Annotated in this window: 23 protein-coding genes; 15 read left to right on the top strand and 8 right to left on the bottom strand. The window is 69.1% G+C overall.

The genetic code is table 11. The features are described 5' to 3' along the window. Positions 1 to 5: 5 nt before the first annotated feature. Positions 6 to 1,649, bottom strand: coding sequence for a class I adenylate-forming enzyme family protein (locus ACWCPQ_RS18570; protein WP_449900307.1), 1,644 nt, complete (start codon positions 1,647 to 1,649; stop codon positions 6 to 8). A 696-nt stretch (positions 1,650 to 2,345) separates the two neighbouring features. Between ACWCPQ_RS18570 and ACWCPQ_RS18565 the strand changes: the two genes are divergently transcribed. The 5 genes from ACWCPQ_RS18565 to ACWCPQ_RS18545 all read left to right on the top strand — a co-directional run bounded on the left by ACWCPQ_RS18565 (position 2,346) and on the right by ACWCPQ_RS18545 (position 6,950). Continuing rightward, positions 2,346 to 2,789: a DUF4254 domain-containing protein gene (locus ACWCPQ_RS18565; protein ID WP_449900305.1), complete on the top strand. Its 444-nt coding sequence runs from the start codon at positions 2,346 to 2,348 to the stop codon at positions 2,787 to 2,789. Between the two features lie 289 nt (positions 2,790 to 3,078). Then, on the top strand, positions 3,079 to 3,726 hold the full coding sequence (locus ACWCPQ_RS18560) for a GntR family transcriptional regulator (protein WP_449900592.1): 648 nt from the start codon (positions 3,079 to 3,081) through the stop codon (positions 3,724 to 3,726). An 80-nt stretch (positions 3,727 to 3,806) separates the two neighbouring features. After that, entirely contained in the window at positions 3,807 to 4,670 is an 864-nt protein-coding gene (gene map / locus ACWCPQ_RS18555; RefSeq protein WP_449900302.1) for a type I methionyl aminopeptidase, read from the top strand. Beyond that, positions 4,667 to 6,289, top strand: a complete 1,623-nt coding sequence (locus ACWCPQ_RS18550) for a cobyric acid synthase (protein WP_449900299.1) — start codon at positions 4,667 to 4,669, stop codon at positions 6,287 to 6,289. The genes map and ACWCPQ_RS18550 overlap by 4 nt, the downstream gene beginning before the upstream one ends. Before the next feature lie 97 nt (positions 6,290 to 6,386). Continuing rightward, complete coding sequence (locus tag ACWCPQ_RS18545) at positions 6,387 to 6,950, top strand: alpha/beta hydrolase (RefSeq protein ID WP_449900296.1); 564 nt, start codon at positions 6,387 to 6,389, stop codon at positions 6,948 to 6,950. Position 6,951: 1 nt separating this feature from the next. On the opposite strand, the gene ACWCPQ_RS18540 is transcribed toward ACWCPQ_RS18545, so the two are convergent. Further along, on the bottom strand, positions 6,952 to 7,977 hold the full coding sequence (locus tag ACWCPQ_RS18540) for an alpha/beta hydrolase (RefSeq protein WP_449900294.1): 1,026 nt from the start codon (positions 7,975 to 7,977) through the stop codon (positions 6,952 to 6,954). Positions 7,978 to 8,308: 331 nt separating this feature from the next. Between ACWCPQ_RS18540 and mqo the strand changes: the two genes are divergently transcribed. From mqo to ACWCPQ_RS18510, 6 genes are all read left to right on the top strand, one after another. Next, positions 8,309 to 9,769, top strand: coding sequence for a malate dehydrogenase (quinone) (mqo, locus tag ACWCPQ_RS18535; RefSeq protein ID WP_449900291.1), 1,461 nt, complete (start codon positions 8,309 to 8,311; stop codon positions 9,767 to 9,769). Positions 9,770 to 9,899: 130 nt separating this feature from the next. Beyond that, the gene (locus tag ACWCPQ_RS18530; RefSeq protein WP_449900288.1) at positions 9,900 to 10,349 is read left to right on the top strand and encodes a GNAT family N-acetyltransferase; all 450 of its coding nucleotides are present in this window, start codon (positions 9,900 to 9,902) and stop codon (positions 10,347 to 10,349) included. Positions 10,350 to 10,506: 157 nt separating this feature from the next. After that, the gene (locus ACWCPQ_RS18525) at positions 10,507 to 12,411 is read left to right on the top strand and encodes a magnesium chelatase subunit D family protein (RefSeq protein ID WP_449900589.1); all 1,905 of its coding nucleotides are present in this window, start codon (positions 10,507 to 10,509) and stop codon (positions 12,409 to 12,411) included. 54 nt (positions 12,412 to 12,465) lie between these two features. Beyond that, positions 12,466 to 13,080: a cob(I)yrinic acid a,c-diamide adenosyltransferase gene (cobO, locus tag ACWCPQ_RS18520; RefSeq protein ID WP_449900285.1), complete on the top strand. Its 615-nt coding sequence runs from the start codon at positions 12,466 to 12,468 to the stop codon at positions 13,078 to 13,080. Between the two features lie 73 nt (positions 13,081 to 13,153). Continuing rightward, the gene (locus tag ACWCPQ_RS18515) at positions 13,154 to 14,560 is read left to right on the top strand and encodes a cobyrinate a,c-diamide synthase (protein ID WP_449900283.1); all 1,407 of its coding nucleotides are present in this window, start codon (positions 13,154 to 13,156) and stop codon (positions 14,558 to 14,560) included. An 88-nt stretch (positions 14,561 to 14,648) separates the two neighbouring features. After that, entirely contained in the window at positions 14,649 to 15,041 is a 393-nt protein-coding gene (locus ACWCPQ_RS18510; protein WP_449900282.1) for a cobalamin biosynthesis protein, read from the top strand. Between the two features lie 257 nt (positions 15,042 to 15,298). On the opposite strand, the gene ACWCPQ_RS18505 is transcribed toward ACWCPQ_RS18510, so the two are convergent. Both ACWCPQ_RS18505 and ACWCPQ_RS18500 read right to left on the bottom strand, forming a co-directional pair. Further along, positions 15,299 to 16,429 (bottom strand): hypothetical protein, encoded by a 1,131-nt coding sequence (locus ACWCPQ_RS18505; RefSeq protein WP_449900280.1) that lies wholly within the window; start codon positions 16,427 to 16,429, stop codon positions 15,299 to 15,301. Between the two features lies 1 nt (position 16,430). Further along, positions 16,431 to 17,564 (bottom strand): phosphotransferase family protein, encoded by a 1,134-nt coding sequence (locus ACWCPQ_RS18500; protein WP_449900278.1) that lies wholly within the window; start codon positions 17,562 to 17,564, stop codon positions 16,431 to 16,433. A gap of 323 nt (positions 17,565 to 17,887) precedes the next feature. Here ACWCPQ_RS18500 and ACWCPQ_RS18495 point away from each other — a divergent pair, with 323 nt between their 5' ends. Together ACWCPQ_RS18495 and ACWCPQ_RS18490 are read left to right on the top strand one after the other, a co-directional pair. Then, on the top strand, positions 17,888 to 18,517 hold the full coding sequence (locus tag ACWCPQ_RS18495) for a DUF305 domain-containing protein (protein WP_449900586.1): 630 nt from the start codon (positions 17,888 to 17,890) through the stop codon (positions 18,515 to 18,517). A 6-nt stretch (positions 18,518 to 18,523) separates the two neighbouring features. Further along, on the top strand, positions 18,524 to 18,967 hold the full coding sequence (locus tag ACWCPQ_RS18490; RefSeq protein WP_449900277.1) for a PPOX class F420-dependent oxidoreductase: 444 nt from the start codon (positions 18,524 to 18,526) through the stop codon (positions 18,965 to 18,967). Between the two features lie 443 nt (positions 18,968 to 19,410). Here ACWCPQ_RS18490 and ACWCPQ_RS18485 read toward each other — a convergent pair whose 3' ends face one another. The 3 genes from ACWCPQ_RS18485 to yaaA are packed head-to-tail and all read right to left on the bottom strand — an operon-like array spanning position 19,411 to position 22,967. Then, positions 19,411 to 20,892 carry an MFS transporter gene (locus ACWCPQ_RS18485; protein ID WP_449900275.1) on the bottom strand — a complete coding sequence of 494 codons (1,482 nt, stop codon included), beginning with the start codon at positions 20,890 to 20,892 and terminating at the stop codon, positions 19,411 to 19,413. Positions 20,893 to 20,898: 6 nt separating this feature from the next. Next, positions 20,899 to 22,170: a uroporphyrinogen-III C-methyltransferase gene (cobA, locus tag ACWCPQ_RS18480; RefSeq protein ID WP_449900272.1), complete on the bottom strand. Its 1,272-nt coding sequence runs from the start codon at positions 22,168 to 22,170 to the stop codon at positions 20,899 to 20,901. A gap of 53 nt (positions 22,171 to 22,223) precedes the next feature. Next, positions 22,224 to 22,967 carry a peroxide stress protein YaaA gene (gene yaaA, locus ACWCPQ_RS18475; protein ID WP_449900270.1) on the bottom strand — a complete coding sequence of 248 codons (744 nt, stop codon included), beginning with the start codon at positions 22,965 to 22,967 and terminating at the stop codon, positions 22,224 to 22,226. A 159-nt stretch (positions 22,968 to 23,126) separates the two neighbouring features. On the opposite strand from yaaA, the gene ACWCPQ_RS18470 reads away from it, so the two are divergent. Beyond that, complete coding sequence (locus ACWCPQ_RS18470) at positions 23,127 to 24,884, top strand: proline--tRNA ligase (RefSeq protein WP_449900267.1); 1,758 nt, start codon at positions 23,127 to 23,129, stop codon at positions 24,882 to 24,884. A gap of 31 nt (positions 24,885 to 24,915) precedes the next feature. Here ACWCPQ_RS18470 and ACWCPQ_RS18465 read toward each other — a convergent pair whose 3' ends face one another. Continuing rightward, positions 24,916 to 25,506, bottom strand: coding sequence for a TetR/AcrR family transcriptional regulator (locus ACWCPQ_RS18465; protein ID WP_449900264.1), 591 nt, complete (start codon positions 25,504 to 25,506; stop codon positions 24,916 to 24,918). Between the two features lie 81 nt (positions 25,507 to 25,587). On the opposite strand from ACWCPQ_RS18465, the gene ACWCPQ_RS18460 reads away from it, so the two are divergent. Further along, positions 25,588 to 25,788, top strand: coding sequence for a hypothetical protein (locus ACWCPQ_RS18460; protein WP_449900262.1), 201 nt, complete (start codon positions 25,588 to 25,590; stop codon positions 25,786 to 25,788). The last annotated feature ends 188 nt before the right edge of the window (positions 25,789 to 25,976 follow it).

The raw sequence follows: 25,976 nt of genomic DNA, 5'->3' as shown, positions 1-25,976 counted from the left end.
GGTGCTCATGACGTGATCTCGCGGCGTAGCACCTTTCCGGTCGTATTGCGCGGCAGCGGTGCGGCGGTGATCGTCCAGCGCTCCGGAACCTTGAAATACGCTAGCCGTTCGGCGGTGAACGCGCGGAGTTCGTCGGCACTCAGAGTATCCGGATCGTCGGTCACCACCACTGCCGCGACCCGCTGCCCCAGATCGTCGTCGGGCACTCCGAGCACCGCCGACTCGCGCACGGCCGGATGCTCGTCGAGCACGTTCTCTATCTCGGTGGGGTACACGTTTTCTCCACCGCGGAGAATGAGATCGGTACGGCGCCCAGCCATCCGGAGCGCGCCGTCGCCGAGCGTGCCGAAATCGCCTGTCCGCAGCCAGCGTCGGCTGTCGACGGCCGCGGCGGTGGCAGCCTCGTCCCCCCAGTACCCGAGCATCACGTACGGGCTGCGAACCCAGATCTCACCTTCGGTGCCCGCGGGTACGGGAACTCCGGCGGCGTCGCGGATCTCGACGGATACGCCCAGGATCGGGCGCCCCACGGTGTCCGGATCGGCGGCGAGTTCCGCGGGGGTCGCGACAGTGGCGGCGGTACCGCTCTCGGTGAGGCCGTAGCTGGTCGTCAGTGCGATTCCGGTGCCGGGCAAACGGCCTCGTAGGCGCCGCTGGAAAGCCGGGGAGGAGGGCGCGGCGTTCAGTGACAGCGAGGTGAGCGCCGAGAGGTCGTATCCGCGTAGATCGTGTTCCAGCAGGCGGGCGGCCAGGGTCGGTACTGCGCCCCAGTTGGTGACCCGCTCCCGCGCCATCAGCGCCAGTACCCGTTCGGCATCGAAGGCGCCGGTGTGCAGGACCACCGCTGCTCCGGTGCCGAGCCGGGGAATCGCGAGATTGTGCAGGCTGGCGATATGGAAAAGGGGTGAGGTGAGCAGAAACCTCTTATCGCTCGGTTCCCGGTGCGCGCGGCCGGCCAGTGCCGCGCCGAGCGCATCGGTGTAGCGGTGGTAATCGGCGATCGCGATCAGATTGCGGTGGGTGTGCACCACACCCTTGGGGCGGCCGGTGGTCCCGCTGGTATAGAGGACGACCGCCGGATCGTCCTCGGCGACCGGCGCCACCGGCGCGGTGCCCGGATGGTCGGCGATGAGCCGCGGTAGGTCCGCGGACGTGGTGAGGACGGGTACCCCGCTGGCAGCGGCCGGCGCGGCACGTTTCGCGTCCGCGACGACGACCGCGGGCCCGGTGTGCCGGATTCCGTATTCGATCTCCGGGGCGGCCCACCACGCGTTGTACGCGACCGCGACCGCGCCCAGGCATTGGGCCGCCCAGAAGGTGACCACCCATTCGGGGCTGTTGGCGGCCAGGATGCCGATCCGGTCGCCACGGCCGATGCCGTACCGCTCGGCCAGTGCCCGGGCCAGCGCGTGGGCTGCCGCCGCGTGCTCGGTGAAGGAGATGCGGCGGTCCGCGGTGACCAGGTAGTCGCGGTCACCCCAGGATTGTGAGGCGTCGAGCAGTTCGCGCAGTGAGCGGTGACGATCCCGCCGGACCGCGAGCGGGGCGCCGAGCACCGTCTCGGTCGACAGTTCGAAGGGTCCGCCGGGGCCGGTGAGCTCGGCGGCCGCGCGCGCGGCGGCGGCTCGGGGGTCTGGGGCACTGCTCATCGGGGTCCACATCCTTGTCGACAACTGTCCAGAGAATCCATACCGCATGGCGCGGGCGGATCGGCGACCGGCCGTGGCGATCGGATACCGGCCGTGCATCACCTGAAATGGGCCCGGGATCCGGAAATGGACCGGGGGCAGGGCATCCGAACGAGCTGGCAAACTATTGGCAATCGGTACTGTGTGTTTGAGCGTGCATCGCCGCTGTACGACCGTTCGCTCGCTCGGGGTCCGGAAAGGGTGTACGCCGGCGGTCGCCCGTGGACCCGTTACGGCGGGCGATGTGCCCGGGGTGCTTGTGTCGCAGCACCATAAGGATCGGTATGGTTTCCGCTGTGTGGTGCGGCTATATCTCGGCACGGTTGCGATGTGGTCGCGTAGCGCGTCGTCGTGCCTGGTCTCGTCGATGTGACGGGTATGGTTCGGGGCGGCGGGGATTCGGACCGCCGACGGGAACGGTCATGGCGGGTACGCGTTTTCGGTGGGACCGTGTGGGGTTCCGCGGAAGGGATCGTTAGGCTTGCGCAGGACGCTGTTCGCAACATTGCGTATCGAAGTCTTGTGTTCTTGCATATGTAAGAGCATGATCCAGCTAGCCTTGTTGTGAACAACGATCCGATGTCCGGGATTACCGAATCGAGAGCCGATCATGTTGGTACAGAGTGTGATGGTGCCGGGTGAGTTCGAGGGGTGCGGATGAGTGCACCCACTCTGGGGACCCTGCCGACTGCGCCACAACTACTGTGCGCCTTCCAGGGGCGGCGGTTCCAGGAGCGTGTGCTGCTGCGCTTCGCGCATGCGCTGGTCGAACTGCACAAACGCCGCGCACATGTTCGAGATATGGCGGAGATCGCCGAAATAGATTGTCGCCGTAGGCAACTCGTCGAAGAGATCAACGACTGGATCACCCGGAAGATGCCGCAACACCGCAACGGGGCCTCGTTGCACACCGAGAGTCTCGGCGCGGTGATCGACCGGATGGCGCACAGCTGGGTGGCCGCGAATCAAGCGATCGAGGCCGACGGAGTTCGCAGCGACCGGACGCACCGGCATTGGTACCACCTTGCCGAACTCGTCGACGGTTACACCGATTTGATCGCCGAGGTCGCGGGCGGGCGCCGACGGTTGCCGGTGCAGTAGAGGTTCGGCGGATCACCGCCACGTCCAGTCCGCTGGACGTCGTCGAACCTCTGAGTAGGGCACGCGAAAGACTGCAGATTGTCGAATGGCCTAGACCGAATGGAATCATACGGCGAACGTCCGGTTACCCATCGGTGCAGGCCAATTGGAGGTAGTTTCTGCCATGAGGCAGACGGAAGAGGTCGTAGGCGTCGTATCGGCGCACCGAGACCTCGACACAGGGACAGCAGCGGTGCCGGGAATCACCGCCCTGTCGAAGGTTTACCGGGTTCGTGCCGAACTGGACACGATGCTCGGCGAACTACGCCCCGGCGACCGGGTACCCGCCGAACGGGAACTGGCCGGTCGATTCGGGGTCGCCCGGGAAACGGTCCGTCACGCCCTACGAGATCTCGCGGTGGAGGGCCGTATCCGCAGACAGGGCCGGGGCACCGTCCTGGCTCGCCCCAAAGTGGTCCGCCCGCTGGCTCCCGAGCCCTCCGTCGAGGACGGGTCCGGAGTGGTGCGCAGTCTGCTGTCCTGGGAGGACGGCGAGGCCGACGCCGAGATCGCCCGAGACCTCGAACTCCCGCTGCGGACACCGATCATGACGCTGGAACGCCTGTTGCACGCCGACGGCGACCCGATCGCGTTGGAGCGGATCGATCTGTCGCTGGACCGATTCGGCTGGCTGCGCGCAGGTTTCGACCCGCTCGGTTCGCTGTCGGCGACGATCGGTGATTCCGGTGTCGAATACGGCGGTGCCACCGAACGGATCGAGACCGTGCTCGCCGCGCCCCGCGAAGCCGGGCTGCTCGGCTGCCGCCCGGCCGTCCCGCTGTTCCGGGTGGTGCGTCGCGGTATGGATACCCAGGGTCGGCCGATCGAGCGGGTCGCCGCCCTCTACCGGGGTGACCGGGTCGCCTTCGAGGTGCGTACGGGCGGCCGCGGCCGCTGACGCGCGGCCTGGGTGCTCGGCACCCGGGCCGACGGTACGTTCCCGGCGACCGCCGGGCCTGCGCCGACTACTCTGGAACCATGTCCGTGCGTACCCGCCAGCCGCTGCTTCCCGGAACCCCCACGCCGATCCGCGAGGTCCCTCGCGGTATCGAACGGCCGGAATACGTCTGGAAGAAGACCGCCAAGGAGGGGTCCGAACCCTGGGTGCAGACACCCGAGACCATCGAGAAGATGCGGATCGCCGGGCAGATCGCGGCCCGGGCGCTGGCCGAAGCCGGCAAGGCGGTCGCGCCTGGAGTCACCACCGACGAACTGGACCGGATCGCTCACGAGTACATGTGCGACCACGGTGCCTACCCCTCCACCCTCGGGTACAAGGGTTTCCCCAAATCGTGCTGCACCTCGCTCAACGAGGTGATCTGCCACGGTATCCCCGACAGCACGGTGGTCACCGACGGTGACATCGTCAATATCGATGTCACCGCCTATATCCACGGTGTCCACGGCGATACCAATGCCACCTTCCTGGCCGGTGAGGTCGACGAGGAGGTGCGGCTGCTCGTCGAGCGCACCGAGGAGGCGACCGCGCGCGCCATCAAGGCGGTACGCCCGGGGCGCGCCCTCAATGTGATCGGCCGGGTCATCGAGTCCTACGCCAACCGGTTCGGTTACGGCGTCGTCCGGGACTTCACCGGGCACGGTGTCGGCCCCACCTTCCACAGCGGCCTGGTGATCCTGCACTACGACCAGCCCGCGGTCGAATCGGTCATCGAACCCGGGATGACCTTCACCATCGAACCCATGATCAACCTGGGTGGGATCGATTACGACATCTGGGACGACGGCTGGACCGTGGTCACCAAGGACCGTAAGTGGACGGCCCAGTTCGAGCACACCCTGGTGGTCACCGAGACCGGCGCCGAAATCCTCACCCTGCCGTGAGCCGGCCCGGCGGGGCGCTGCTGGTCGCCGGGACGACTTCCGATGCCGGGAAGAGTGTGCTGGTCGCCGGGATCTGCCGGATGTTGCGGCGGCGCGGGGTGCGGGTGGCGCCGTTCAAAGCGCAGAACATGTCGAACAACTCCGTGGTCACTCTGGACGGCGGCGAGATCGGCCGCGCCCAAGCGCTACAGGCCCAGGCGTGCGGTCTGGAACCGAGCGTCCGGTTCAACCCGATCCTGCTGAAGCCCGGCAGCGACCGCCGATCCCAGCTGGTGGTGCGCGGACAGGTGGTGGATACGGTCGGCGCGGCCGACTATTTCACCCATCGCACCCGGCTGCGCGAGGTGGTGGCCGCCGAACTGGCCGCACTGCGCGACGAATTCGATGTGGTGATCTGTGAGGGCGCCGGGTCGCCCGCCGAGATCAACCTGCGCGCCACCGATCTGGCGAATATGGGCCTGGCCCGGGCGGCCGGGCTTCCGGTGCTCGTGGTCGGCGATATCGACCGGGGCGGGGTACTGGCGCATCTGTTCGGCACCCTCGCCGTACTGGAACCCGAGGATCAGCGGCTGATCGCCGGATTCGTGATCAACAAATTCCGTGGGGACGTGGGGTTGTTGCGGCCCGGACTGGACCAGCTGACCGCCCGCACCGGCCGGCCGACGCTCGGGGTGCTCCCGTACTGCGACGAACTGTGGATCGACGCCGAGGATTCGCTGGGCACCGTGGCCGGCGCCCCGGTGGGCCGGCCGGCCGGCCCGATCGGCAGCGAATGGCTCACCGTCGCCGCCGTCCGGCTGCCGCGGGTCTCGAACTCCACCGATGTGGAGGCCCTCGCCTGTGAGCCGGGGGTCGCGGTGCGGTGGGCCGACGATCCGTCCGCACTGGCGGCCGCCGACCTGGTCGTACTGCCCGGCAGCAAGGCGACCGTGGCCGATCTGGCCTGGCTGCGCCGGACCGGTATCGCCGAGGCACTGACCCGCCGGGCCGCGGCGGGCCGGCCGATCCTGGGTATCTGCGGCGGCTATCAGATGCTGGGCAGCCGGATCGTGGACACGGTCGAGTCCGGCGCGGGCGAGGTGCCCGGGCTGGGACTGCTCGATATGGATATCGAATTCGGACGGGCGAAGATTCTGCGCCGGACGACGGCGGTGAGCGCTCCCGGCGCGGGGCCGGGACCGGCCGGTACCGGGGCGACCGGCTATGAGATCCACCACGGATACGTCCGGCGTACCGGCGAGGAGCCCTGGCTCCGTCTGACCGGCTGGACGTACGGCGGCCCGGCTGCGGGCGCGGCGGAGCCCCCGCCCGGGGAACCTGTCGCGGAAGGTGCCGTTCGGGGCGCGGTCTGGGGCACCCACCTGCACGGGCTCCTGGAGTCCGACGAATTTCGCCGGAACTGGCTCATCACCGTCGCCCGGTGCGCCGACCGCACCGGATTCACCGTGGCACCCGGGACGCGGGTGGCGGCCGTGCGCGCCGCACAACTCGATCTGCTGGCCGATCTGGTGTCCGAGCATCTGGATATCGCCGAACTGGAGCGGCTGCTGACCGAGGGGGTCCCGGTCGGCCTGCCCAGTGTCGGTTCCACGCTGGACGCGCTGTCGGGCACGAGCTGAGCGGGACGGTCGCCACCCCCGGCGCCGTGTCACGATCTCTGCGCTGTCCGACCCGGACGCACCCGGGGCCCGGGCGGGCGGTGTAGCGTCAACCGGCATGGAATCTCGGCGCATCGCGGTCGGTGACCGGGACTGGACGGTGCGGGTGGACGGGCCGGTAACCCAGCACAGCGTGCTTCTGCTACCCGATTCCGGTGACCCGCCGGACGTCTACGACCGGGTCTGCGCACGTCTGCACAGTTCCGATCTGCGGACCATCGTGTTCGAAACAGCCGACGGGCTCGATACCGCCGGTGTGTACGCGGCCCTCGACGAGATCGGCGTGCCCTGGGCCAACGTCGCCGGGCGGGGTTCCGGAGCCAGCGTGGCGTGGGAGGTGTGCGCGAAGGGTTTCGGCCGGTTCGTCAGCCTGGTCGTCGCCGACCGCGGGCATCCGGCGGTGCCCGACGGTGCCGGACAGATACTCGATCCCGGATGTCCGGCGGTCGAACTGCCCACCACCGTGCTGGTGACCAAACAGCTGCCCCGTCCGGTCGCCGACAACTCCGGGCGGCACGTCTACGGCGAATTCCGGGTGGTCGGTGTCGACGTCGACAATGTCGCCGCCGAGGCCGATCAGCAGTTCGCGACCGAAATCGTGCTGCGCACCAGTATGTGGTGAATCAGGCCGGTCGGCCCGCCAGCCAGTCGAGCCAGTTGTCCAGCTCCCGGAACGCCTCGGTGCGGGGAACCTCGGCCGACAGGAACACATCGTGGCGGGCGCCGTCGATCGGGACGATATTGGTGCGATCACCCAGGCAACCCGCCCAGCGTTGGATCTGCGCGACATCGAGTACCGCGTCCGCGACGTCCACGGTGGGCCCGTACTCCCGCGCGAACTCGGTGAGTTTCGACCGCAGGAGCAGCGCGGGCACCCCGATGTCCAGACCGCGATGCAGCCGTGCCTGGCCCAGCCGGATCGCCCGCAGCCAACCGGCCCGGACCGGGAAGCCGTACCGCGGTTTCCAGTCCAGGTCGTAGTCCCATTCCCCGCTCATACTCTGATGCAGGCTGTCGCCGTAGGCGCTGGATTTGCCGAGCGGAAGCGCGGACTTGGCCCGGAACCGGCCGACAGTGTTGATGACCTGGGTGCCGACCGTGCGGACATAGGCCGGGCCCTGCAGATCGAACCACGGGCTGTTCAGGACCAGCCCGCTGATCCCGGCTGCCGCGCTTCCGCCCGCGCGCTGTAGCCGGTCCAGCCACAGCGAGGCCACCAGACCGCCGGTCGAATGTGCCACCACCAGCACCTTCGCCGACGCCTCGGCCATGATCACGCGCAATGCCTCGTCGAGCTCGCGATCGTAGAGTGCCAGGTCGCTGATGAAGTGGGGAGTTTGGCCGGGCTGCAGCGATCGACCGCATTTGCGCAGGTCCAGCGCATAGAAACGGTGCCCGCGGGCGGCGAAGTGTTCGGCGACGTGCCGCTGGAAGAAATAGTCGGTGAACCCGTGGACGTAGAGCACCGCGTCGGCCGTGGCCGTGACGTCGGGCAGATGGCGGACCAGGGTTGCGACGATATCGCCCTCGCCGTCCGGATCGGGCCCGAGCTCCAGTGTGCGGAATTCGTACTCGTCACCGAGGACATCCGGCTGCCATTCGGCAGCTCGTCCGAGGGCGCTGGTACCGGCCGCGGATTCGTTCGTCACGGCCTCCAATCTAGGCGACCGATGAGTAGCAACGGCAGGCCCGAAGGTGACGAGGTGGAGGAATCTACGTCACAATCGCCGCCCTGGCTGCGGATTCTGTGCGTGTCGAGGTGCACAATTGGCAATAGTGAACGACGGGTAACCTACATTTCGGCCGAGCCCGGCGGGCTCACCATCGCGACCCGTACACAACTGCACAATGCGCCCGTGCCCCAGCGGGCCCGCATCCCACGGATGCGCGCCCCGCGCATCAGGACAAGGAAGTCGAACACCCGTGCCGAACGCTGCCCAGACTGAAAAGACCGATGTAGTCCTCATCGGTGCCGGCATCATGAGCGCCACGCTCGGCGCGCTGCTGCGTCAGCTGCAGCCGGACTGGTCGATCTCGGTGTTCGAGCGGCTGGACGCCGCCGCGGCCGAGAGCAGCGATCCGTGGAACAACGCCGGTACCGGACATTCGGCACTGTGTGAGCTCAACTACAGCCCGCAGAAGCCGGACGGTTCGGTCGATATCGGCAAGGCCGTCGATATCAACGAGCGTTTCCAGGTGTCGCGCCAGTTCTGGGCCTACGCGGCCGAGAACGGCATCATCGGCGATCCCTCGCGGTTCATCAATCCCATCCCGCACGTGAGCTTCGTGCACGGCGCCGACGACGTGGAATATCTGCGCAAACGCTACGAGGCGCTGTCGCGGCACCCGTTGTTCGCGGGGATGGAGTACATCGACAGCCCCGACGAGTTCACCCGCCGGCTGCCGCTGATGGCTCGGGGCCGCGATTTCTCCGATCCGATCGCTCTCAACTGGTCCGACGGCGGCACCGATATCGATTTCGGATCGCTCACCAAGGAACTGCTCGCCTATATCGGCGCGAGCGGCGGGGAGATCGGGTTCGGTGTCGAGGTCCGTAATCTGTCCAAACAGAAAGATGGCAGCTGGAAGGTCACGGTGCGCAATACCCGCACCGGCCGCACCCGCACACTGATCAGCAAATTCGTTTTCGTCGGGGCCGGCGGCGGGGCCCTGCCGCTGCTGCAGAAGGCGGGGATCAAGGAGATCCGCGGGTTCGCGGGCTTCCCGGTCTCGGGACAGTTCCTGCGGTGTACCGACGCCGATCTGATCGACCAGCACGGGGCCAAGGTGTACGGCAAGGCCGCAGTCGGTGCGCCGCCCATGTCGGTACCGCACCTGGACACCCGCGTGATCAAGGGCAAGCCCGGGCTGCTCTTCGGCCCGTATGCCGGATGGACCCCCAAGTTCCTCAAGGACGGCAGCAACGCCGACCTGTTCAAATCGATCAAACCCGGCAACCTGGTCCCGATGCTCGGCGTCGGCGTCACCGAATTGAGCCTGGTCAAATACCTGGTCACCGAGCTGATGAAATCGCAGTCCGGCCGGGTGTACACGATGGAGGAGTTCATTCCGCGGGCCGAGGGCCGGGACTGGGAACTCATCACCGCCGGGCAGCGGGTCCAGGTGATCCGGCGCAAGGGTGCCGGTGGGGTCCTCGAACTGGGTACCGCGGTCGTCACCGCGCAGGACGGCTCCATTGCCGGACTGCTGGGCGCGTCGCCGGGCGCGTCGACCTGTGTGACGGCCATGCTCGATGTGCTGGAACGCTGCTTCCCGGCCGAGTACGAGCAGTGGACACCCAAGCTGAAGGAAATGGTCCCCTCGCTGGGTGTCAAGCTGTCGGAGGACCAGCGGCTGTTCGCCGAGGTGTGGGAGTGGACCGGTAAGGCGTTGCAGCTCAACCGTTCCGAGGAGCCCACGGCGGTCGGCGCCGGCGTCTGATCCGACAGTCCGACGCTGCGGCCCGCGGGACAGTGAACCCCGCGGGCCGCAGTCGTGTCACCACTGTCGCGGACCGGGCGCCCGCGGGCGTTCACGTGCATATCGGGCCGAGGTGTGATAGCAAGGCGCGATGATGTCAACGGTCGCACTCCGCCGGTCATGGGCGCAGGATCTCGATAACGCCACCCTGTACGAGTTGCTCAAGCTGCGTGTCGAAGTGTTCGTGGTCGAGCAGAAGTGCGCGTACCCGGAACTGGACGGGCAGGACCTGTTGCCGGAGACGCGGCATCTGTGGCTCGACGACGAGGGTGAGGTCATCGCGACCCTGCGACTGCTCGAAGAGCACGACGACGGCGTGAAATCCTTCCGGATCGGCCGGTTGTGTACCGCGGTCGAGGCCCGCGGGCACGGCTACACCACCCGGCTGTTGCAAGCGGCCCTCGCGGAGACCGGTTCGCATACCGTCCGGCTCAACGCGCAGACCTACCTCATCGATCTCTACACCAAGCACGGGTTCGAGGTGGACGGTGCGGAGTTCATCGAGGACGGTGTCGCGCACGTACCGATGCGCAGGGGTTGACCGCGCGCCCGCGGCCCGTCTCGGGCAGGGGAGGACCGGGCCGGCCGCGGGCACGTTTTAGAGTGGGGCCGTGTCCTCCACCGAAACCGCCCGGCCCGCATCCCGCCCGACCGCATCCGCCGCGGACGGTGGTGAGGCCGGGTTCCCGTTCTCCGCGGTGGTCGGCCAGGAACAACTGCAGCTGGCGCTGATCCTGTGCGCGGTGCACCCCGGGATCGGTGGTGTACTGGTCCGCGGCGAGAAGGGGACCGCCAAGTCCACGGTGGTCCGGGCGCTGGCGCGGCTGCTGCCGCCGGTGGTGGACGAATCCGGCGCCCGTCCGGCGCGCCTGGTGGAACTGCCGGTCGGCGCCACCGAGGACCGGGTCGTCGGCTCACTCGATCTGGAACGCGTCCTGCGCGACGGCGAGCAGGCGTTCCGGCCCGGGCTGCTGGCCGCCGCGCACCACGGTGTCCTGTACGTGGACGAGGTGAACCTGCTGCACGACCATCTGGTGGACGTCCTGCTGGATGCGGCCGCCATGGGCCGGGTGCATATCGAACGGGACGGGATCTCGCATTCGCATCCCGCCCGCTTCGTACTGGTCGGCACCATGAACCCGGAGGAAGGTGAGCTGCGGCCCCAGCTGCTCGACCGATTCGGACTGACCGTCGATGTGACAGCGTCCCGGGATGTGGACGTCCGGATGGCTGTCGTACGGCGCCGGCTGGACTACGAGGCCGACCCCGGAGGTTTCGCGGCCGCCTACGCGGGCGCCGACACCGAGGTCGCCGATCGTATCCTCACCGCACGCGACCGGCTCCCGGACGTCGTGCTCGACGATGTGGAATTGCGGCGGATCGCCGCGGTGTGCGCCTCCTTCGATGTGGACGGTATGCGCGGGGATCTGGTGGTGGCCCGTACCGCCGTCGCGCATGCCGCCTGGTGCGGACGCGGCGCCGTCACCGCCGAGGACGTACGGATCGCGGCCGAGCTGGCGCTGCCGCACCGTCGGCGCCGGGATCCGTTCGACGAACCCGGGATCACCCCCGAACAGCTCGACGACGCGATGCGCGACGCGGCCGAGCACGCTGAGGACAGGCCGGATCCGGCCGACCGCGACGAGGCGCCCGAAGGCGGCCCGCGCGATCCCGACGACGATCCCGACGGTCCCGGCGGCGGCGCGGACACCCCCGGCGACGACACCTCGGGAAACGAGAACTCCGGCGAGCGGGGTGGGCCCGGCGGAACCGGGCATACCGGCGCACCGGCGGCGACGCCGGTCCGGCCGCCCCGCTGGGAGGTACCGGGTGTCGGCGAAGGCGCGCCCGGACGCCGGTCTCGGGCGCAGACCCGGCAGGGCCGGGTGGTGAATTCGACGCCGGAACCCGTCGGCGGATTGCATCTGCTGGGCACGCTGCGGGCCGCGGCGCCGCAGCAGCGGGCGCGGGGGCGGCGCACCGGTCCGCTGGTGCTCGCGCCCGGTGATCTGCGCGGTGCCCACCGCGAAGGCCGCGAGGGCAATCTGGTGCTGTTCGTGGTGGACACTTCCGGTTCGATGGCCGCCCGCGATCGTCTGTCCGCAGTGACCGGCGCGGTGGTGACCCTGCTGCGCGACGCCTACCAGCGGCGCGACAAGGTCGCGGTGATCTCGGTACGCGGCGACGAAGCCGAACTGGTGTTGCCACCGACCTCTTCGATCGATATCGCCGTCCGCCGCCTCACCGGACTGCGCACCGGCGGGAAGACTCCGATCGCCGCGGGGCTGCGGAAAGCCCGGGAGGTGGTCTACCGGGAACGTGTCCGCGATCCGCACCGGCGGCCGATGCTGGTCCTGCTCACCGACGGCCGGGCCACCGGCGGAAGCGATCCGGTGCCGCGTGCCCGCGCGGCGGCCGGCCGGCTGGCCCGCGACGGGGTGACCTCGGTTGTGGTCGACTGCGAACGCGGAATGGTCCGGCTGGGGCTGGCCGCGGATCTGGCGACCGCCCTGGGTGGCACTGTCGTGCGGCTCACCGAACTGACCGGCGCCGCGGTGGCCGATGTGGTCCGCACGGGTGCCGGTGGCGCGCGAGCGGCCTGACCCGGACCGGGATCACCGGTTGCGCACGAAACCGAATCGGATCGAGGAGATCGCATGCCCAAAGGGGTGCCGGAGCAAGTTCCCGACGACGGCCTGACCACCCGGCAGCGTCGTAATCAGCCGGTGCTCGCCGTGCACACCGGACCGGGCAAGGGTAAATCCACCGCCGCCTTCGGGATGGCGCTGCGGGCCTGGAACCAGGGTTTCGATGTGGCGGTCTTCCAGTTCGTGAAAAGCGCCAAATGGAAGGTCGGCGAGGAAGCGGCCTTCCGCGAACTCGGGCGGCTGCACGACGAGACCGGTACAGGCGGGCCGGTGCAGTGGCACAAGATGGGCGAAGGCTGGTCGTGGACGCGTAAACAGGGCACCGAGACCGATCACGCGGCCGCCGCGCTGGCCGGCTGGCAGGAGATCGCGCGCCGGCTGCGGGCCGAGGAACACCGGTTCTATGTCCTCGACGAATTCACCTACCCGCTGAAATGGGGATGGGTCGATGTGGCGGAGGTCGTACAGACGTTGCGCGAGCGTCCGGGGAACCAGCATGTCGTGATCACCGGGCGGGACGCACCGCCGGAGCTGGTGGAAGCCGCCGATCTGGTGACCGAGATGACCAAGGTGCGCCACCCCATGGATGCCGGGCGCAAGGGACAGCGGGGTATCGAATGGTGACGTGGACCGGCCTCGCCCGCGGGACCACCGGGAGCCGGTGCGGTGCCTGTCGCCCGACCGCGAATCCGGTGCGATGAGCGTCGCCCCGGGAGTAGTGCTCGCCGCGCCGGCGTCCGGTAGCGGGAAGACCACTGTCGCGACCGGGCTCATCGGCGCGCTGCGCCGTACGGGCCGACGGGTCGCCCCGTTCAAGGTCGGGCCCGACTATATCGATCCCGGCTACCACGGCCTCGCCGCCGGCCGCCCCGGCCGCAATCTGGACCCGGTGCTGGTCGGACACGACCGGATCGCCCCGCTCTACCGCCACGGTGCCCGCGAATGCGATATCGCGGTGGTGGAGGGGGTGATGGGCCTGTTCGACGGACGGATCGACGAGCAGGCCGTCGACCCCGTCGCGGAGGGCTCCACCGCTCAGGTCGCGAGCCTGCTGGGGCTACCGGTCGTCCTGGTCGTGGACGCGCGCGGCCACAGCCAGAGCCTGGCCGCGCTGCTGCACGGTTTCGCCACGTTCGACACCGGTGTCCGGCTGGGCGGAGTGGTGCTGAACCGGGTCGGTAGCGCGCGCCACGAACAGGTGTTACGTGCCGCCTGCGACCGGGTGGGCCTGCCGGTGCTCGGCGCGCTGCCCCGGCTGCCCGAACTGGAGGTCCCGTCCCGGCACCTGGGCCTGATCCCAGCGGTGGAACACGGTGTCGCCGCGATGCGCGCGGTGGACGCCATGACCGAGCTGGCCGCCCGGCATATCGACCTGGCCGCGGTCGCCGCCCTGGCCGCCGCGCCGGAGGCCGGGCCCAGCTGGGACGCGGCAGCCGAGATCGCGGGCGACACACCTCCGCCCGTGGGGCCGGATCCGGTGATCGCGGTGGCCGGTGGACCGGCCTTCACGTTCGGCTATGCCGAACACCGGGAAGTGCTCACCGCCGCGGGCGCGCAGGTCGCGGTATTCGATCCGCTGCACGACACCCTGCCGGCCGATACCGCCGGGCTGGTACTGCCGGGCGGATTCCCGGAGGAGCACGCGGGCACGCTGGCGGCCAACACCGAGCTGCGCGCCGCAGTGGCGGCCCGAGCCCGGGCGGGGTTGCCGATCCACGCCGAATGCGCCGGGCTGCTGTACCTCACCCGATCCCTGGACGGTCATCCGATGGCGGGTGTGATCGACGCGGTCGCCGAATTCGGACCGCGCCTCACCCTGGGTTACCGGGAAGCGGTGGCGCTGGGCGATTCCGCCCTGTGGCGGACCGGTGAGCGGGTGCGCGGCCACGAGTTCCATCGGACCCGGCTGGTGGGATCCGGCGAAGCCCCGCCGGCCTGGGGATGGCGCACCGCGGGTGAACAGCTGCGGGAGGGTGCGCTCGTATCCGGGGTCCATGCGTCCTACCTGCATACCCATCCGGCCGGGAACCCGGTCGCGTTGCGCCGGTTCGTCACTGCCGCACGCGCCCATCAGCACACGCGGCCTGCCGCGCGCGCCCGGTGATGCGATCACACCACCATGCTCGTCGGGGCCCGGGCAGAACCCGGTGACGGGTTGCGCCCGGCGATCCGGTGCCGTCCCCATACCGCCGGTGGTGTCGCCGCAGCCGCTCGCGGTCGGGCTCGGGCTGCGTCCGGGTCTGTCCGTCGAAGGGGTTCTCGCGGCGCTGGCGGAGATCCTTCCCGGACAGCGGATAGCCTGCCTCGCGACTCTGGACCGCCGAGCCGGCGAACCGGGTCCCCTGGGGGCGGCCGCCGTGCTGGGAGTTCCGCTGCACGGCTATTGCGCCGAGCGACTGGCGCGGGTACCGGTGCCGAACCCGTCGGATCGGGTGCTCGCCGCACTGGGCGTTCCGGGTGTGGCCGAAGCCGCGGCGCTGCTGGCCGGTACCGGGCCGTTGCTGGTGCCGCGACAGGTTGTCGAGGGTGTCGTGGTGGCTGCGACCGCCGCGCGACCCGACCGGAATTCGCCGCGACAGGCCTGATTCCACTTACTCTGGAAGCCGATGCTTCCGGGCGGAGGCGGGCACGGCCGACGACGAGGTACCCGTCGAGCGGGTGAACAACCCGATCACCCATTCGGCCCGGGGCCGGCCGGTGCATCTACACCGCGACCGTCAACCGGTCCGATTCCGCCGAGTCCCGCTTCCACATCGCCGATCGTCCGACGCCGGAGAAGATCCGCCGACGGCACCGGCACAGGTGTGGACCACGCAGTGCCGGTCGTCGTCGAACTCGACGGCTACGGTGCCACCGACAGCAGATCAGCGAATCCGGTGGGGTCGTGCCGTCCGACGCTGGCGTGCTCGAAAAGACCCCAGCCCTCGGCATCTCCGCAGCGGGCGTGCGCGATATGGTCGGTCACACCCCAGGGGATCCGCCCGGCGATCGCCGGATCGGTCAGGTCGTAGCTGTTGGCCCACGACCAGTCCCGGCCCTTCCACTGTCCGTGCTGCCAGTCCGGGTCGCCACCGTAACCGCAACCGATATGCAGCGGGATCCCGGTGACGGTGCGGATATCGATGGTCAGCGGTTTACCGTCGGAAGTGGCCAGTTCCAGGCTCGCGCGTTCGGGATGGCGAGTCCCGGACCGGTAGTCGATGGTGATCCGCGGCCAGCCCAGTTGTTCGACCGAACCGTCCGGGAACACCCGCACGGCGTCGTTGAGGGTGCGGTAGCCGTCCGGGTTCTCCTGGATGATCACCACCACCGCGAAATCGTCGAAGCGCAGCGGTACGTACAGCCACCAGAACCCGCCCGACCCCTCGGTGGCGGCCCGCCCGGGGGGTTCTGCTTCGCCGACGGGACGGATTCCCCAGGACCGGTCCCGGGTACCGGTCCAGATCGCCGGATCCACCGGGATGTCCTCGCCGCGCAGCGTTATCGTGCCTGCCCAGGATCCGACCTGGGCGAATCGGGAGGCGTCCAAGGTCGGGCGGTTACCGGCGAGCATGACGTGCGGCTGCTCCTGGATTGCCGGGAAAGCGCCGGTCCAGGTGATATCGAGGCCCAGGTCCTCGTGCTCGCACACCACGCGGACCCGGTGCAGAGGTTCGACGACCTCGATCCGGTATCCGCCGACCGCCATATCGAGGCTCCGGTCGGTGCGGGCGTCGGAGAACCGCACCGAGGTGATCTCCTCGCCCCGGCGCACCGCCGCGTAACCGTCGACGACCCCGAGGTTCGGGTACACCCCGAATCCGGTGACCAGCATGAGGGCGCCGTCCCGGTTGTGCGCGTTGAAGTAGCTGCGGTCGTAGAAGTTCCGGTCACTGGACGCGGCCCGGGCGATGGGTAGCGGCGTCTGGTGGATCGGGAACTCGTCCAGCGGGCCGGGAGCCGTGGCCGGGGTGTGGGCGGTGGTTTCGCTCATCTCAGTCCCATCCGTAGGTGCCGTCGAGCATGGCTTCCAGGGTGGCGCGATGCATGATGTAGTCGTCGCGCTCCGCCGGTGCGGTGTCCTCGCCCATATGGATCATCCGGCGTTTGATGCGGGCCATGACGATCGCGTGCCGCAGCGCGGAATAGGTGAGGTAGAAGTCCAGGTCCCGGACGGTGTGGCCGCTGACCTTCTCGTACTGCGCCACCACCTCGTCGCGCCGCAGGAAGTCGGGGAGCCCGGGGAAATCGAAACCGGTGGCGATGTCCTGGAAGAAGCGGTGCAGGAAGATCATCCACGCCAGATCGAGTTCGCGTGGTCCCAGAGCGGCCATCTCCCAGTCCAATACCGCGATCGGGGTGAACCCGTCGTAGATGATGTTGCCGGGCCGGGCATCGCCCCAGCTGAGCACATCGGGCCCCGGATCGTCCGGGAAATTGCGGTCCAGCCAGTCGAAAGCCCGCTCGATCAGCGGGATCTCGTAACCGTCGTCGGCCAGCGCCCAGTTGTACCAGGCACGATCGGCGTCGATATGGCGGCGCAACGCCGAACCGGGCCCGTCCAGTTCCGGGAACCGTTGTGCCGGATCGGGTAACGCGTGGATGCGGGCGAGGATCTCGAGGGTGTTGCGGGTGAGTTCGGAGCGCTCGGCGGGCGTCGCGTCGTAGAGCCAGCCGGCGAACACATAGGGCGGATTGTCGCCGGGGATCCGCCCCTGTATCCGGTCCATCACGAAGAACGGGGCGCCGCACGCCGCGCTGCCGGTTTCCAGCCAGCGCAAGCGCGGCACCGGGACATCCGTGGCGGCGGCGACCTCGCCGATGACCCGATACTGCAGTTCCAGATCGTATTTCTCGAAGACCGGGAACGCGCCCTCCTCCGGGATCATTCGCGCGACGAAAGCGCCCCCGTCGGCTTCGCCGCCGGATTTCCAGTGCGCGTCGAACAGCACCGAGGCGCTGGACAGTCCACCGGCCTGCGGGCGCTGCAGGTTGCTGATCACCGGGGGGTCGTCGGCCCCGACCCGCTGTCGCAGCCATTCGGCGAGCTGCCCGGCCAGCGAATCCAGATCGCGTTCGCTGGTGGTGAGCTGCATATGTTCGGTGGGGTTCACATCGTCGGGCATCATCGTCCTCCTGACGCCATCCGGCCTCGGCGCGGCGACCGGCCCACCACCGTCTCGGTGACACGCCGTCGGGCCGCCCGCGTGCGGGAACTGTAACGTGTTTCAGTCCGGCCGGGGCCCGATTCGGCGGATCCTCGGCCTGCGAGAACCTCGCGTATCGGCCCCGCCATCCGCCGGGCCGACCATAATCCTTCGATGACCGGGGTGATGTGCGGTTCGTGACGGCCGCACGATTGCGGGAGGACGAGGATGAGCGTGACGCGCAACCGGAGGAATCCGGGCGGTCCGGGGGCGACCGACCGGGATCGAGCGGCCGGAGACCGGTCGTGAACCGGCTGCGCAACGCGGTCGCCGTCGTCGTGGCGGCCGGGTTACTGCTGGTGCTGGGGGCGGCGATCCGTCCGCTGTTCGTCGACGACCCGGGCCCGCCGGAGATCCTGTCGGCCACGGAGATCGGGTTCATCCAGGATATGGCGGCCCACCATGCTCAGGCGCTGGTGATGGTGCAGCGGCTCGATCCGGGCGCCGACCCCGCGGTACGGGGTCTGGCGGGTCAGATCGAGGACACCCAGATCTCCGAGATCGGCACCCTGCTGGGCTGGTTACGCCTGGCCGGTGCGCCGGTCACCGGCTCCGCGCCGATGAGCTGGATGCCCGAACAGACCCACGACCACCACGCCGCGCACGATCCGGATGCGGCCGCCATGCCGGGAATGGCCGCCCAGGCCGAACTCGACGCGCTGTCGGCCGCGCGTGGCCGCGATGCCGCGATCCTGTTCCTGCGGCTCATGCAGCGTCACCACGAGGGCGGTATCGGCATGGCTCGCGTCGCCGACGCGCTGCTCACCCAGGGAGTGGTCAAGCAGGTGGCCCGGGAGATGATCACCGCGCAGACCCAGGAGACGGGACTGATGGCGCTGCTGCTGGCGCAATTGGAGGCGAGTCCGCCGGGCTGAGCCGGAATGAACACCGGCGGGCGTGGGTTGCTCGTGATCATGAGCGTGATCTCGTTGCCCGATACCGTCAAGCAGTACATCGACGATGCCAAGCTGTACGTCACCGTGGCCACCATCGGCCGGGACGGACACCCGCATCTGACCGTCACCTGGATCGACCGGGACGGCGACGAATTGCTCTACTCCACCACCACCGACCGGGTGCAGGGTAAGAACCTGGCCCGGGATCCACGGATCTCGGTGCTGATCATTCCGCCGGACAACCCGTACGTCTACGCCGAGATCCGCGGGACCGCCACCCTCACCCCCGACCCCGATATGCTCGTCGGCGATCGGATGTCGATCAAGTACACCGGAAAGCGCTACGCCGAGTTCAATCCGGCTTCGGTGGACGACGGCCCCCGGGTGGCGGTGCGGATCACCCCGACCAAGATCACCGGCAGGCTCTGACCGCACCGAACCCTCCTGGCCGCGCCCGATGTTCCACCTCGGCGGCGGCTCGCCGGGCCCCGCCGCGCCGCCGGAGCCCACCGCAAGGGCGGGGCCTGCCCCGGTTCTGGGGCGACAGTGCCGGGTGTGAAGTGCCCGGTCGCCGGAGTGAAGACTCAGGATCATGAAGGTCTCGGCCAACGACGCCGGAGGCCGAGCCCACCACCAGGGCGGGGCCCGCCCCGGTTCTCGAGCGACAGCGCCGGGTATGAAGTGCCCGGTCGCCGGAGTGAAGACTCAGGGCCATGAAGGTCTCGGCCAACGACGCCGGAGGCGGAGCCCACCATAAAGGCGGGGCCCGCCCCGGTTCTGGAGCGACGGAGCGGGGGAGCGAAGCGGAGGAGCGTAGGAGTGAAGAACCGGGGTCACGAGGGCCCCGCCCGCCCCGCCGAAGGCGGGGCCGATCACACAGCCTGTGCCTCGTCCTGGGCGTGTTGGGCCCGGGCGACTTCTTGCGCGGTGTAGCGCAGGGTCAGCGCGATGATGCCCACCAGCAGTCCGCCGACTGCCGCGACCAGCAACGCGAGCGTGTAACCGTCGCCGAGGGCGGTGATCTCCGCGGCCGTCATCTCGGCCGGTTTCTTGATGGTGCCGCCTTCGGACAGCGTCCGGGACGCTGCGAGGGGAGTGAGCACGCCGATGGCGATGGGGGTGCCGAGGTTGAGGAACATCTGGCCGATCGCCGAGAGCGGACCGATCTCGTCCGGCGGTACGCCGACCAGCACACACAGCGGTATGAGCACCATGGCGATCCCGATCCCGAAACCGATCACCGAGAACAGTGGCAGCAGAGTGCTCCAGTAGCCGACATCGGCATCCAGGGTGGAGCCGTAGCCGAGACCGGCCATGAGCACCACCGCGGCACCGGACAGCAGCCAGCGCGGAGCGACGTGCAGGGCCAGCCGGGTGGCCACCGCACTGCCCAGGCCGACGCCGACGGTGAACGGAATGAACGAGACCCCGGCCACCAGTGGGCTGTAGCCGACCACATTCTGAACGAACAGGCCCGCGAAATAGGTGGTGGCGCCCAATATGCCGCTGGCGAGCAGGATCACCACGAAGGTGGAGACGCGGTCGCGGCTGTCGAACAGCGTCCACGGCAGCAGGGGGTTGTCCACATGGCGTTCCGCGAAGACGAAAACCGGCAGCAGCACCGCGCCCGCGATCAGGGTGCCGTAGACCAGCGGGTCGCCCCAGCCGAGTTCCGGTCCTTCGGTGGCGCCCCAGACGATCAGGGCGCATGCCAGGGTTCCGAGGAAGGCGCCGCGCACATCCAGTGTGAGACGGTGATGGTGAGTATCGCGGAGTGCGAGCAGCGCGCCGATCACGATGAGTGCGCCGATCGGCACATTGATCAGGAAGATCCATCGCCAGCTGGCCTCGGTGAGCGCTCCGCCGATCACCAGCCCGCCGACCGAGCCCAGCGCGACCATCGATCCGAAGATCGCGAAGGCCTGGTTGCGCACCTTGCCGGGCGCGAAGGTGCTGGCGACCAACGCGAACGCGGTGGGCGCGGCGAGTGCGGCGCCGGTGCCCTGGAAGGCACGTGCGGCGACGAGCATCTGTTCGCTCTGGGCCAGACCGCACAGCATCGAGGCCAGTGTGAACAGACCGACCCCGACAACGAACATGCGTCGCCGCCCGAACGAGTCGCCGATCCGCCCGCCGAGCAGCATCAGACCTGCGAACGGCAGCCCGTAGGCGGTGATGGTCCAGGCGCTGCCCGAGCTGGACAGGCCCATCTCCTCCTGCAGTCGCGGCAGGGCCAAGATCACTACGGTGCCGTCCAGCACCACCATCAGCTGTAACCCGCTCAGCACGAGAATGGCGAGACCGAAGGCCCGTTTCGTCACCGGGTACTGGGTAGCTGGGGGGTTATCGAGCACAGTGGGTCACTGTAACCGACGGTCGCCGGCCGTCACCGCCTCGCCGCTGAACCCTGCCGTGGGTCCGATCACAACGATCGCGGGCGGCCGGATACCTTCGGCGCGCACACGTTCGGCGACATCGGCGAGGGTCGCCCGCAGTACCCGCTGGCCACGCAGGGTCCCCTCCTGGATCACGGTCGCGGGGGTTTCGGCGGGACGGCCGCCTTCTCGTAGTACCGCGGCGAATTGCTCGATCCGTTCCACAGCCATCATCAGGATCAGGGTGCCGCGTAGCCGGGCCAGCGCGGGCCAGTCGACCAGCGAATCCGGATGGTCCGGCGGGATGTGGCCGCTGACCACCACGAATTCATGGGTCACCCCGCGGTGGGTGACCGGTATCCCGGCGGCGGCCGGAACCGAGATCGGACTGGTGATCCCGGGGACCACCGTCACCGGTACACCGGCGTCCACGCAGGCCTCGAGTTCCTCGTAGCCGCGACCGAACACATAGGGGTCGCCGCCCTTGAGCCGGACCACGAATTTGCCGGCCCGGGCGCCTGCGACGAGAACGTCGTTGATCGCCTCCTGCGCCATCGCGCGCCCGTAGGGGATCTTGGCGGCGTCCACCACTTCCACATCGGGTCCCAGTTCGGCCAGGAGCTCCGGTGGGGCGAGCCGGTCGGCCACCACCAGATCGGCCCGGGCCAGCAGCCGTCGGCCGCGCACGGTGATCAGATCCGGATCGCCCGGGCCCCCGCCGACCAGCGCGACACCGGGCGTCATGGGTGTCGCGTCGTCGGTGACCACACCGGACTGCAATGCCTCGAGCAGCGCGGTACGCACCGCGGCGGACCGCTTGTGCCGACCGCCGGCGAGTACGCCCAGGCTCATCCCGTCGTAGCGGGCGGTGGCCGGGGTGACCGCCGTCCCGGACTGCGCGTGATCGGCGCGGACGCAGAAGATGCGGCGTTCGGTCGCCGCCGCGACGACCGCGGCGTTCGTATCGGGTTCGTCGGTGCAGGCGATGGCGTACCAGGCGCCGTCGAGGTCACCGTCGCTGTAATCGCGCAGGGTGAGGGTGATCTGACCGGCGGTGGCCATACCCTCCACCGCGGGGGTGGCCGCACGGGTGATCACTTCGACGGCGGCGCCGGCGGCGACGAGCAGGCCCAGCCGCCGTTGTGCCACGCTGCCGCCGCCGACGACGACGACCCGGCGTCCGTTCAGATCGAGTCCGACCAGGTAGTTGGAGTCCCCGGTGGACAGGTTGTCGGTATCGGCTGACGTGTTCGGCACAAGGCTCGAGCCTACGGACAGGCGCACTGTGCGCCGCAGCCGCCCGCCGCGGATCAGGTGAGGACGACCAGTTCGGTAGCGGAGGCGATCTCTGTGCGCAGACCCGCCCGGTTCGCGACCCGGGCGACAGCGCGGATATCGGTGGGTTCGGAGCGGCCGAGTACCAGGGCACGAGCCAGCAGGCCTTTGTGGTGTTTGTTGAAGTGGCTGACAACGCTGCGCGATCCGTCGGGCGCTTCGGTGAGCACCGTCGCGGTGACTGCCCCCGGTACGCGCCCCAGTTGCTGGTAGATGCCCGAACGGAGGTCCACGACCAGTTCGTCGCCGGCCGCTTCGCGCAGGGCGGGGCCCAGCCGGTCGCGCCAGACGGCGGCCAGGGTCGGGTGGCCGGGCAGTTTCGAGCCGCCCGACAGCCGGTAGGCGGGGATGGGGTCGCCGGCGCGGACGGCGCCGAACAGCGCCGAACCCACCGCGATCCGGGCCATAGCCTTGGCGCGCTGCGCTTTGGTGAACGAACCGGCGCCGAGGGCGTCGTAGAGGACTCCGGTGTAGCGCTCCAGTGCGGGCCGGGTCGGGGAGGTGCGGACCGTGGCGTTGCGGGCCAGTTCGGTTTCGGAGTTCTTACCGAGCCCGAGTGCGGCGCGCGACGCCGCCGGATCTCCGGCCAGGGCGACCAGATCGCCGACCAGCCGATCGCGGATCTCGGTGAGCGAGCCGAACGCCAGCGCGGACAGATCCAGCGGGCCGCCGGAACCACCGTCGGATTTCGTTTCGGAAGGAGGGAGCAGCACCAGCACGACCGGTTACGGTACCGGTCGTCGCCGGGTGCGCCCGCCGGCCCCGGTGGCGGGGATGCCGGGTGCCGCGACCGCGGCCGGGCGGTCGTGCTCACGGGTGCGCTCGCCAGCGGTAATCGAGTGTGGCCGGCGAACGCGCAGGGGCTACGCTGGGCAACCGTGATCACCCGCCTCTCCCGACTGTTCCTCCGTACGTTGCGCGACGATCCCGCCGACGCCGAGGTGCCCAGCCACAAGCTGCTGGTGCGCGCCGGCTATGTGCGCCGCATCGCGCCTGGTGTGTACTCGTGGCTGCCGCTGGGCCTGCGGGTGCTGCACAAGGTGGAGGAGGTGGTGCGCGAGGAGATGAACGCCATCGGCGCCCAGGAGATCTCGCTACCCGCGCTGTTGCCGCGTGAACCCTACGAGGCCACCAACCGCTGGACCGAGTACGGCGACGCCCTGTTCCGGTTGCAGGACCGCAAAGGTGCCGATTACCTGCTCGGTCCCACCCACGAGGAATTGTTCACCCTCACCGTGAAGGGTGAGTACAACTCCTACAAGGACCTGCCGGTCACCCTGTACCAGATCCAGGCCAAGTACCGCGATGAGGAACGGCCCCGGGCCGGCATCCTGCGCGGGCGCGAGTTCATCATGAAGGACTCCTACTCCTTCGACCTGGACGAGGACGGTCTGAAGGCCAGCTACAACGCGCACCGCGAGGCCTACCAGCGCATCTTCGACCGGCTGGGCGTGAAGTATGTGATCGTCGCCGCGACCTCCGGTGCCATGGGCGGCAGTGCCTCCGAGGAGTTCCTGGCCGACAGCCCGGTGGGCGAGGACACCTATGTCGTGTGCCGGGAATCCGGTTACGCCGCCAATGTGGAAGCCGTGGTCACCGCGGCGCCGGAGCCGCTGCCGATCGAGGGGCAGCCCGCGGCGCAGGTGTACGACACTCCGGACACTCCGACCATCGCGACCCTGGTGGACTGGGCGAACGGCGCGGGGATCGCCGAGCGTTACGGCCGGCCGGTCACCGCGGCGGACACCTTGAAGAACGTCATGGTGAAACTGCGCCACCCGGACGGGAAGACCGAGATCGTCGGTATCGGTGTTCCCGGCGATCGTGAGGTCGACGACAAACGGCTCGGTGCGTCGGTCGAGCCCGCCGAGGTGGAGTTGCTCGCAGACACCGATTTCGCCGCCAACCCGTTCCTGGTGAAGGGCTATATCGGCCCGAAGGCGTTGCAGGCCAACGGTGTCCGTTACCTGGTGGATCCCCGTGTGGTCGCGGGAACCTCGTGGATCACCGGCGCGGACGAGACCGGCAAACATGTCGTCGGCCTGGTGGCCGGTCGTGATTTCACCCCGGACGGCACCATCGAGGCCGCGCAGGTGCGCGACGGGGACATGTCGCCCGACGGTCGCGGCCCGCTGGTCTCGGCGCGCGGTATCGAGATCGGCCACATCTTCCAGCTCGGCTACAAGTACACCGATGCCTTCGAGGTCGATGTGCTCGGCGAGAACGGTAAACCGGTGCGGCTGGTGATGGGCTCCTACGGGATCGGCGTCTCGCGCATGGTGGCGGTCGTCGCCGAACAGCAGCACGACGACAAGGGCCTGCGCTGGCCCACCGAGATCGCGCCCTACGACGTGCACGTGGTGATCGCCAACAAGGACGAGGCAGCCCGGGCCGGAGCCGAGGAAGTGGTCTCGGCGCTGAACGCACAGGGTCTCGACATTCTCTTCGACGACCGGACCGCCTCGCCCGGTGTGAAGTTCAAGGACGCCGAGCTGCTGGGCATGCCCTACGTCCTGGTCATCGGCCGGGGGTGGGCCGAGGGCAAGGTGGAACTGCGCGACCGGTTCACCGGGGAAACCGAGGACGTTCCCGCCGACTCCGCGGTCGAGGTGGTGCTCGCCCGGATCCGCGGCTGATCGTGGTTCCGCTCGCTCGCCGAGCGACGGGTCACTTCTCGGTGGCCTGCTCGGCGAGCTGCTGCGCGGCCGCGCGTACCGCGGCCGGTGCGCTGTGGTCGCCGGTGATCGAATAGCTGATGATCGCGCCTTCGTGCAGGCTCAGCAGCTGTACCGCGAGCAGGTCCGGGGTGGCCGCACCCGCGGCGGCGGCGTGGTCGCGGAAGTAGTCGCGCAGCCATGTCTTCTCGGCGACGATCACCTGTCTGCCCGGGTGATCCGGTTCGGGCAGTTCGGCGAACGCGTTGATGAAACTGCAGCCCCTACTGCTGTCCGGTAGCCATTCGGGGAGGACGTCGAACGGTGTCAGCAACCGGCGCAGAGGGTCGCTCTGCTCGGCGAGGTGTGCGTCGATGCGGGCTCGCCAGCGGCGATCGCGATCTTCGAGATAGGTCACGAGCAGGCCGTCCTTGGAACCGAACCGGTCGTAGAGGGTCCGCTTGGTGACACCGGATTCGGCGGCGATGGTGTCGACGCCGACGGCATGGATACCGCGGGCGTAGAAGAGTTCGGCCGCCGTGTCCAGGATGCGCCGAGCTGCCGGTGTCAGCTTCGTTTCCGCGCTGTGCGCTGTGCCGGGCATATCCCACTCCTTGTGTTCACAGACCTGTGTACCTATCGTAGGGGAAGCAGGACTTTACAGATCTGTGTAGTGGAGGTCGATATGCAGGGTCTGATCCGATTCGTTCGCGATTTCGCCTACGGGCTACACGCCGGTCACGGGATACGGCACGGCGTGCCGCGGGCCGGGGCGGTTCGAGGGTGCCGGGCGGTCGGCGATGATGCGCGCGGCCGGGTCGGGCCCGTCCGGGTCGATCCGGCCGAATCCGGGCGGCCCGTGGTCGCGGGCAGCCTGCCGGCCTGAGTCTCGACCGTCGCCCGGTCGGGCCACGGTCGAGCGATCCCTCTCGGCAGCGGCGGCTGCCGCCGGCGCTCAGGCCCGGCCGGGTGCGGCGCTCCCTAGAGAGTGTCCTCAAAGTCTGGGCGGTTGAGGTGCCGGTTTGATTTGATGTGTGGTCGTGGTGGCACGTAGGCATGAATTGACCGAGGACC

Source organism: Nocardia sp. NPDC001965, assembly GCF_053594175.1.
The sequence above is the reverse complement of the archived record's forward strand: the minus strand, read 5'-3'. Positions and strand labels throughout refer to the sequence as shown.

Coding starts and splice junctions, on each gene's coding strand:
- ACWCPQ_RS18570 (WP_449900307.1), bottom strand. CDS start 1,649: ATGAGCAGTGCCCCAGACCCCCGAGCCGCCGCCGCGCGCGCGGCCGCC.
- ACWCPQ_RS18565 (WP_449900305.1), top strand. CDS start 2,346: ATGAGTGCACCCACTCTGGGGACCCTGCCGACTGCGCCACAACTACTG.
- ACWCPQ_RS18560 (WP_449900592.1), top strand. CDS start 3,079: ATGCTCGGCGAACTACGCCCCGGCGACCGGGTACCCGCCGAACGGGAA.
- map (WP_449900302.1), top strand. CDS start 3,807: ATGTCCGTGCGTACCCGCCAGCCGCTGCTTCCCGGAACCCCCACGCCG.
- ACWCPQ_RS18545 (WP_449900296.1), top strand. CDS start 6,387: ATGGAATCTCGGCGCATCGCGGTCGGTGACCGGGACTGGACGGTGCGG.
- mqo (WP_449900291.1), top strand. CDS start 8,309: ATGAGCGCCACGCTCGGCGCGCTGCTGCGTCAGCTGCAGCCGGACTGG.
- ACWCPQ_RS18530 (WP_449900288.1), top strand. CDS start 9,900: ATGATGTCAACGGTCGCACTCCGCCGGTCATGGGCGCAGGATCTCGAT.
- cobO (WP_449900285.1), top strand. CDS start 12,466: ATGCCCAAAGGGGTGCCGGAGCAAGTTCCCGACGACGGCCTGACCACC.
- ACWCPQ_RS18515 (WP_449900283.1), top strand. CDS start 13,154: ATGAGCGTCGCCCCGGGAGTAGTGCTCGCCGCGCCGGCGTCCGGTAGC.
- ACWCPQ_RS18505 (WP_449900280.1), bottom strand. CDS start 16,429: ATGAGCGAAACCACCGCCCACACCCCGGCCACGGCTCCCGGCCCGCTG.
- ACWCPQ_RS18500 (WP_449900278.1), bottom strand. CDS start 17,564: ATGATGCCCGACGATGTGAACCCCACCGAACATATGCAGCTCACCACC.
- ACWCPQ_RS18490 (WP_449900277.1), top strand. CDS start 18,524: ATGAACACCGGCGGGCGTGGGTTGCTCGTGATCATGAGCGTGATCTCG.
- ACWCPQ_RS18465 (WP_449900264.1), bottom strand. CDS start 25,506: ATGCCCGGCACAGCGCACAGCGCGGAAACGAAGCTGACACCGGCAGCT.
- ACWCPQ_RS18460 (WP_449900262.1), top strand. CDS start 25,588: ATGCAGGGTCTGATCCGATTCGTTCGCGATTTCGCCTACGGGCTACAC.